Here is an 8,636-nt window from a genome sequence, read left to right as displayed (position 1 = left end):
GAAGAGGAAAAGCAAAAAGCGGCGCTTACGCAGAATTTTGAAGAAGCAGCAAAGCTGCGTGATACGTTAGCGGCATTGGAAAAACAGCACGAAGCGTTTTTAGAGCAGCAAAAAGAAAAAGAGGAACAATGGCCGACCATCGGTTTTGACCAGATTGCGACGATTGTATCGCAGTGGGCGAATGTACCGGTGACGCGCATGAACGAAAAAGAAGCCGACAAGTATCTTCATTTGGATGAAGCGCTGAAAAAGACGGTTATCGGGCAAGACCATGCCGTAGAGACGGTCTCTTCCGCGTTAAAACGCGCCAGAGTGGGATTGAAATCCGCTAACCGCCCCATTGGCACGTTTATCTTCGTCGGTCCCACCGGCGTAGGAAAAACGTATCTGGCAAAAGAAATTGCGCGCCAGTTGTTTGGTTCGGCAGAGAGCGTCATCCGCGTGGATATGTCCGAGTACATGGAAAAGTACGCCGTTTCCCGACTGGTGGGCGCCGCTCCAGGATACGTTGGTTATGAAGAAGGCGGTCAACTGACGCAGATGGTGCGTAAACAGCCGTATTCCGTACTGTTGTTTGACGAAATGGAAAAAGCGCATCCGGATGTCTTTAACCTGCTTCTGCAAATTCTTGACGAAGGGCGGTTAACCGATAGCCAAGGACGTTTGGTGGACTTTCGCAATACGGTGATTATCATGACCTCCAACGTGGGTGCCTCCCAGTTAGCGACAGAGAAACGTTTCGGTTTTGGACTGGAAGAAACGATGGAGATCGACGAATACGACCGTATGAAAGAAGTGGTACATGAAGAACTCAAGCAGACCTTCCGACCGGAATTTCTCAATCGCGTGGATGATATCATCGTCTTCCATCGATTAAGCGAAAAAAGCATTTTACGCATTGCCGGATTGCTGATGGATGAGTTGATGGTGCGCGTCGAAGAGCTGGGTTATCCCATGAGTTATACCGATCCGGTGCTTCGCCACCTGACGAAAATTTCGGTTCAGCCGGAATTTGGCGCTCGTCCGCTGGAACGTTCTATCCGCACGAAAGTAGAGGATGTGCTGGCGGAAAAAATGCTAAGCGGTACCCTCGAAAAAGGGAAGGCGTACACCTTGCGTATGGAAAAGAATGGAGTCGTTGTTACGCCTGCGGAGGAAGCATGACGGTAAAAACACGTTATCAATGCTCTTCCTGCGGTCATCTGGATCTGGGATGGAGCGGAAAGTGCCCTGTGTGCGGCGAATGGGGCACCATGGAGGAAGTCGCCATAGAAACCGGTCGTGCGACAGCTGGACGAAAGGCGGAAGCGGCGGAAGAACAAGCCCTGCCGCTGCCTGAAGTGCCGCTCTCGCAAGCCGATCGCGTCGATACCGGCATTCCGGAGTTAAACCGTGTGTTAGGAGGCGGATTGGTTCCGGACGCGGTGACTATGCTGACGGCAAAACCGGGCGCCGGGAAGTCCACCCTTCTTTTGCAGGTGGCAGGAAGATTAGCGGCGCGCGGCGTGCGAGTGCTCTACGCTTCCGGCGAAGAGAGCGCACCGCAGATTCGTATGCGGGCGGAGCGTATTTTGCGCACTTGCCCCGATACAGTTTACATTCTTTCTACCAGTTCACTGGATGCCGTGCTTTCCGAGAGCCAACGCCTCAAACCGGCGATACTCATCGTCGATTCCATTCAGACGATAGCACTTGCCGAGTTTGCCCAGCGTCCGGGCACACCCACGCAAACGGTGCAGTGTACGGCAGCCATTGTTTCGGCATGTAAACAAGGCAGTCGCCCCATGGCGGCATTTGTCGTGGGGCATGTCACAAAAGACGAAACGATGGCAGGGTTGCGCACATTGGAGCATCAGGTGGATACGGTGCTGTATCTGGAAAGCGGCTATTCCGATGAACTGCGCCTGTTGCGTTCCACCAAGAACCGTTTCGGTTACACCGATGAGGTGGGGCTGTTTCAAATGAGCGCGGATGGCTTGTGCGATGTCACTAACCCCTACGATCTTTTTTTGACCAGACGCGATCATCCCATTTCCGGTGCGGCCGTATCGCTGCAAAAAGAAGGATCTCGTCTTATTCCGATCGAGATTGAAGCACTCGTTTCTCCGTCGTATGAGGCATACCCTACGCGCATCGGCGACTCGCTTCGTCGGGATGACCTGAATACGCTGGTTTCCATTTTAGCGGAGCGCGCGCATGAGCCCTTACACGACAAGAGTGTAGTGCTTAAGGCGACCGGCGGTCTTGCCCTGCGAGAAAAGATATGCGATTTAGCAATATTGGTGGCGGTCGCTTCTGCCGCAGAAGGTTGGACGATTGACGGAAAAGACGCATTTTGTGCGGAAGTGGGGCTTACCGGCGAGCTCAAGCGCGCCACCGAGATGGAGCGGCGTTTGCGTGAACTGGATCGGCTCGGTTTTCGTCGGGCGTTTATTGCCGAAGAACATGCCTCTTTAGTGAAACGGCTAAAAAAAGAATTGCGTCTTGAAATGCGTTGCGCAAAGACGTTGACCGATGTGTTGCAGGCGCTTCATAAAAGACCATAAATTCCCGTTCTTTGTCTTGACAAGACCAAAAGAGTTCGATAAACTATTGAATTTTCATGAACCCCTCGCGAAAGGAACGGTTTTTCGTTATAATGAAAACGAGGGGGTGAGGTCATGTATAAAATCGGAGACCGCGTCGTCTATCCGATGCAGGGTGCCGGCACCATCATCAGCAAGGAAGTAAAGGAACTGTTGGGAAGGCGACAGGAGTTTTATATTCTGCAGATGCCCATTGCCAACATCCGCATTTCCATTCCGGTGGAACAAATGGAGAAGATTGGCATTCGTCCGGTCATGAGTCATGCTGACGGCGAGCGCGTGATGGAAATTCTGCGCCAAGATTCCACGAAAATGGCAGAAAACTGGAGCCAGCGCTATCGAGAAAATCTGGAAAACCTGAAAACAGGTGATCCTTTTGAAATGGCGGATGTCGTGCGCAATCTGCAAATTCGCGACATGGAAAAAGGACTTTCCACATCGGAAAAGAAAATGCTGAACAAAACGAAGAAAATGCTGATTTCCGAGCTGATTATTGTCGGTTCGCTGTCAGTAGAGGAAGCCGGAGAGATGATTGACGAAGCCATCACTCTGGACGAAGATGTGGCGCCGGAAGGAGGCGCGGAAGAGGAGTAAACGGTGAAACAAGTTATGCGGGCCGTAGTCGGCATATTCGGTGCCGCGTTGGGAGCAGTGCTAATCTATCTTGTCTTTGATTTTCGTCTGATTCAGGGCTGGGGTACGATGCAGCGGATGATAAGCTATCTGGTTGGCGCAGCCGTTGGTTTTGGTTTATTTTTCGCCATGGCGGATAGATGGGCGCGGTTCATTCGCAATCGTGTCGATGCCCTGTCCAGACAAATTCGTAAAGCGCCGCTCAGTGAAATCGTGTTGCGCACGATTGGGCTGATTATCGGCTTATTGATTGCCGGCATAATCAGCAATCCCGTGCTTCAGCTGAGCATCAGTCGCGTAGGCAATGTGATTGGCGTATTGATTGCGATTACCATCTATGCGGTATTAGGTCTGTTAGGCGTACGGCTTGCCAGCATGTATCATGATGACATCATGAAAGCCGTGCAGCAGTTCAGAGACAACCTGACGCGCAGAGATGAAGAGCGTACCCAACGCAGCAACGAGAAAAAGAGAAAAAAACGTTTGGCAAAAGCCTTAGAGGCAGAGGAAGACAGGGACGAAGAAGACGACTTCTTTGAAGGCAGTCCGAAAATCCTGGATACTTCGGTGATTATCGATGGGCGCATTTTTGAGGTGATGAAAGCAGGTTTCCTGGAAGGCCCCATTATTGTTTCCCACTATGTGCTGGAAGAGCTGCAATATATCTCCGATTCGTCCGATGCGCTTCGTCGGGAGCGCGGAAGAAAAGGACTGGATCGCATTCATGAGATGCAGACGCAGGCAAGGCAGGACATTCATATTGACAATACCGAAATTGCCAAGCCGAAAGAAGTCGATCTCAAGCTCCTGGTCTTGACCGATCGGTATCGGGGACGGCTGGTTACCAATGACTTTAATTTGAACAAAGTGGCGACCGTACAGAACATTCCCGTGTTAAATGTCAACGACTTAGCGAACGCCTTGAAACCCATCGTCATTCCGGGCGAGCACATGCGCGTGAGCATTATCAAGCCGGGAAAAGAACCGGGGCAGGGTCTTGGCTACTTAGACGACGGCACGATGATTGTTGTGGAAAACGGCTACGACGAAATCGGAAACACCGTGGACACGGTGGTCACTTCGGTATTACAGACTTCCGCCGGGAAGATGATTTTCACCCGTCTGCCGGAATAATTTATTTGCACTTATCTTAATCACGAAAGCCGCAGCGATTTAGCGCTGCGGCTTTTGTTTGTCTCGTTCTTCTTCATCGGATTTGTTTTACTCTTTTCTTTCCCGTGTTTACCTCTGCATTTCACACGTTCAGCGTAACGTTTTTAGCGCAAAAGACAACAAGTCGTGTTCGTTCGTGGTTTTATCTGGTTGAACGCCGGTCTTAGTCTGTAGGCTTTCTCCCTCCGGAGCAAGCGCAAGGATAGGATCCAGCAGCGCAATGAAGCCGGAATGTAACAGTTTTACCGGAAAGGCGGGTATTTTCCAGCCACTGCCTTCGGTTTTTCTTCCAACCACTTCCACATTTTGCAGGTGATGACAAAAGTCGGCGAACGTTTCTGCCGCACCACCCGTGGTTTCATCGACAAGCAATACGACGTTTGCCGGAGCAAGTGTCTCGGTGTTGCCTTTCGTGGAAATGGTCAGCGTTTTGGCGTAAGCCATATCGTTTACTGCGTTTTGCGTTTCTTCGTTTTTAAGCCCTGTTACGCTTCTTCGCTCATCTTCCAGGTCAAAGCTCTCCATGCGCTCTTTGAGGGACAGATAATCCACGTAGTCGTCAAAGCCGTTCGCAAAAAACAGCTGCGTTTCCGCTCCGAATGTGGAGGTCGTTAGATAGGGCAGGATACCTTCCGCCCAGTATTCGATAGACGTGCCGTGTGTATTGCGCAAATCAAAAAGCACCTGTTTATGCGTTCGCGCTTCCTTCAACAGACGCGCAAGTTCCTCTTTCTGTGTTCGATACGCGCCATCTTCAAAGGCAAGATGAGAGAGAATAGCCGTATCCGTCGTCGTATCCACTTGCATGGCCGGTGGGACAAAATTTTCCGCTTTTGCTGCGCTGTTTGGTTTTTCGGTTTCTTTGCGAAACCGCGCATAGCGTGCAGCAACCCGTTCATCCGAAAGCGCCAGGGAATACGGCGAGTCCGCTGCGTAAAACCCGCTGCCGAGATTGCGACAGAGATTGGTATAGTCATTCGGCAGAAGCATGGCGGAAGTTGGCGTGCCGGCGGCTTTTACCATTTCCTGCAGCACACGGAAAAATTCTTGATCAGAAGCGGTCTTTTCGGCACGCACCACCAGATTATCCAGGGTCACTTTTACCGCATCGACATCCGTAGGGCTAAGGCTCGCCGGAATTTTCTTGAGCAGCGCCTGCAACTGTCTCGCGTCAGCAATTTTCTCCGCTGCCGTGAGCGGACGTCCCGTGGTATCGGAGGGCAGCAGTTCTCCAAGCGCGGCTTGATTCGCCTGTTCTCGAAGCATCGGCAGTTCTTCAAATTGCGCATTGAAAAAAGTTCGCCGAAGGAGGGTGTATCCTCCATAGCCTGCAGCACACAACAGCGCAAGCGTAAACAACGCAAAAACACGTCTGCGGCGACGCATACGCTTCTGATTGCGTTTCATGACCTGTTTGCGGTCATGGCGTCGCTGGCTTTCTATCACCCGTTGTTCCAGGGCGGCTATTTTTTTCGGGTTTTGCTTCATGCCTTCCTCCGTAAATGCTCCTCTCTATTTTAGCAGATTCTCATGATATACTATGTACACGCACACTGGGGCAGAGAAAGTGGAAAACAGCATGGTGCGATAATTGCGTGGCATGTCCTTTGTAGGGAGGTTCACATTGAATAAGCAACAATTAGCCGCTAAAATTTGGGAGTCCGCCAATAAAATGCGCTCGAAAATCGAAGCGAACGAATATAAAGATTATATTTTGGGTTTTATTTTCTATAAGTTTCTCTCCGAAAAAGAGGTGAAATACCTGAAAGCAAACGACTGGACGGACGAATATCTTCCGGAATTGACAGAAGAAGATGCGGAAACGGTGGAAAGCATTCAAAAGAATTTAGGGTATTTCATTTCGTATGATCATTTGTTTTCCACCTGGCTTGCCAAAGGCAGCGATTTCAGTGTTCAGGATGTTCGTGATGCGCTTTCCGCATTCAGCCGTTTAATCAATCCAACGCATAAAAAAGTATTCGAGGGCGTTTTTGATACGCTTCAAACAGGCTTATCGAAATTGGGGGATAGTGCAGCCTCACAGTCCAAGTCGATTAGTGAACTTATACAGCTTATTAAGGATATTCCGATGGATGGCAAGCAAGGCTATGACGTGCTGGGCTTCATATATGAATATTTGATTGAAAAATTTGCCGCCAATGCAGGAAAAAAAGCGGGTGAATTTTATACCCCTCACGAAGTTTCTTTACTGATGTCCGAAATCGTTGCCAATCACTTGCAAGACAGAGATAAAATCGAAATATTCGATCCGACAAGCGGTTCGGGTTCTTTGCTGATTAACATTGGAAAGAGTGCATCCAAGTATATTGAGGGTACCAATAAAGTAAAGTATTACGCACAGGAGTTAAAGCAAAATACATATAATCTCACTCGTATGAACTTGGTTATGCGCGGTATTGAAGCGGATAATATTGTCACCCGAAATGGGGATACGTTGGAGGAGGACTGGCCCTATTTTGACGAAAATGACCCGACAGGATCCTATACACCGCTTTATGTGGATGCGGTGGTTTCCAATCCGCCGTATTCGCAGACTTGGAATCCAGCCGATAAAGAAACGGATCCTCGTTACGCCGGCTATGGACTTGCGCCCAAAGGCAAAGCGGACTATGCCTTTTTGTTGCACGACCTTTATCACCTTAAACCGGACGGAATCATGACGATTGTCCTTCCGCACGGCGTGCTTTTCCGTGGGGGAGAAGAAGGCGAAATTCGCAAGAACTTAATCGAAAAAAATAAAATTGACGCGATTATTGGACTTCCTGCCAATATTTTTTATGGAACAGGCATTCCGACCATCATCATGGTCTTAAAACAAAAGAGAACCAACACCGATGTTTTGATTGTGGATGCCTCAAAAGGATTTATCAAAGAAGGAAAAAACAACAAACTTCGGGCTTCCGATTTGAAGAGAATAGTCGATGTGGTCACGCGTAGAGAAAGTGTAGATAAATTCTCAAAGGTTGTCAGCCGTGATGAAATCAGAGAAAACGACTATAACTTAAATATTCCGCGGTATGTTGACTCCTCCGAGGCGGCGGAGTCTTGGGATATTTATGCTTCGATGTTCGGCGGGATTCCGCTTTCTGAGCTAAACGAGCTCCAAGAATATTGGAACGCTTTTCCGACACTTCGCTCGGCTCTTTTTGAAAACACTTCATCAGAGTACGGCAGACTCATCGTTAAGGATATCAAAAAGGCGATTCAGGAACATGCCGATGTAAAGCATTTTGAACGCGAATTTCAGACCGCTTTCAGTGATTTTTATACGTATTTATGTGATGTCTTGATCGCCAAAATGGAGAACTTGAACATCTCCAAAACAGAAGAGGTTCTGTCGGAGAACATTTTTGCTCGAATGCGCGATATTCCCTTGGTGGATAAGTATGAAGCGTATCAGTTACTTGACGAGGATTGGAATACGATAGCGATAGATTTGGAGATTATCCAAACCGAAGGGTTTAGCGCGACCAAAGTCGTTGATCCGAATATGGTGGTGAAGAAAAAAGGCAATAGTGAGCAGGAAATACAAGAGGGATGGAAAGGGCGCATTATTCCTTTTTCGCTCATCCAAAGCACCCTTCTTGCCGAAAACAGAGAAGCGATAAGAGACAAGGAGAACCGGCTTTCGGAAATTTCCTCTGAATATGAGGAAATCCTTGACACCCTTTCGGAGGAAGAAAAAGAGGGGGACTTTATCAACGAAGATACCTTTGTATTTGCCGAAATAAAAAAAGCACTAAAAGACGATAGCCTTGAGCCGGAGACAAAGGAAAAGCTCAAAACGGTATCCGTACGGAATACAGAAGAAAAAGCGTTAAAATCAGCAATAAAGAAGGAAAGCACCCTACTGGAAGAGAAAACCAAGGAAACGATTGAAGGACTGTCGGACGAACAGGTTATGGCGCTTCTTAAAGAGAAGTGGATTCATCCGCTTATCGATACGATCATGCAATTACCGGACAGCGTTGTATCGAAATTGGTTGCAAAACTGGAAGCCCTTGCCAAGAAATATGAAACGACCTATGCCGAAGTGGAACGGCAAATAGCAGAAACGGAAAAATCGATTTCTGCCATGATGGACGACCTATCGGGCAGTGAATTTGACATGCTTGGATTGGCGGAACTGCAAAAATGGCTTGGAGGTAGTGAAAAATGAGCGAAAAATCAGCTACTCCGGTCATTCGTTTTAAGGAATTTACGGAAGCTTGGGAACAGCGTAAG

General features: G+C 48.7%; 6 protein-coding genes. 5 read left to right on the top strand and 1 reads right to left on the bottom strand.

The annotated features are described in order from the left end of the window. The 4 genes from RDL68_RS05485 to RDL68_RS05470 all read left to right on the top strand — a co-directional run. The coding region (locus RDL68_RS05485; RefSeq protein ID WP_308540677.1) for an ATP-dependent Clp protease ATP-binding subunit at positions 1-1,164 on the top strand (1,164 nt) is incomplete at its 5' end. Next, positions 1,161-2,546 (top strand): AAA family ATPase, encoded by a 1,386-nt coding sequence (locus RDL68_RS05480; protein WP_308540676.1) that lies wholly within the window; start codon positions 1,161-1,163, stop codon positions 2,544-2,546. The genes RDL68_RS05485 and RDL68_RS05480, both read left to right, overlap by 4 nt. Before the next feature lie 114 nt (positions 2,547-2,660). Then, entirely contained in the window at positions 2,661-3,179 is a 519-nt protein-coding gene (locus tag RDL68_RS05475) for a CarD family transcriptional regulator (RefSeq protein ID WP_308540675.1), read from the top strand. A gap of 3 nt (positions 3,180-3,182) precedes the next feature. Continuing rightward, complete coding sequence (locus RDL68_RS05470; protein ID WP_308540674.1) at positions 3,183-4,352, top strand: PIN domain-containing protein; 1,170 nt, start codon at positions 3,183-3,185, stop codon at positions 4,350-4,352. A gap of 129 nt (positions 4,353-4,481) precedes the next feature. Here RDL68_RS05470 and RDL68_RS05465 read toward each other — a convergent pair whose 3' ends face one another. Beyond that, the gene (locus RDL68_RS05465; protein WP_308540673.1) at positions 4,482-5,879 is read right to left on the bottom strand and encodes a S41 family peptidase; all 1,398 of its coding nucleotides are present in this window, start codon (positions 5,877-5,879) and stop codon (positions 4,482-4,484) included. Between the two features lie 136 nt (positions 5,880-6,015). Between RDL68_RS05465 and RDL68_RS05460 the strand changes: the two genes are divergently transcribed. Continuing rightward, a complete protein-coding gene (locus tag RDL68_RS05460) occupies positions 6,016-8,571 on the top strand; it encodes a type I restriction-modification system subunit M (RefSeq protein WP_308540672.1) in 2,556 nt (851 codons plus the stop codon). The last annotated feature ends 65 nt before the right edge of the window (positions 8,572-8,636 follow it).

It is taken from the genome of uncultured Murdochiella sp. (genome assembly GCF_902488755.1).
Lineage (GTDB): Bacteria > Bacillota > Clostridia > Tissierellales > Peptoniphilaceae > Murdochiella.
Note: the sequence above shows the minus strand (reverse complement) of the source record. Positions and strands in the feature narration are given on the sequence as shown.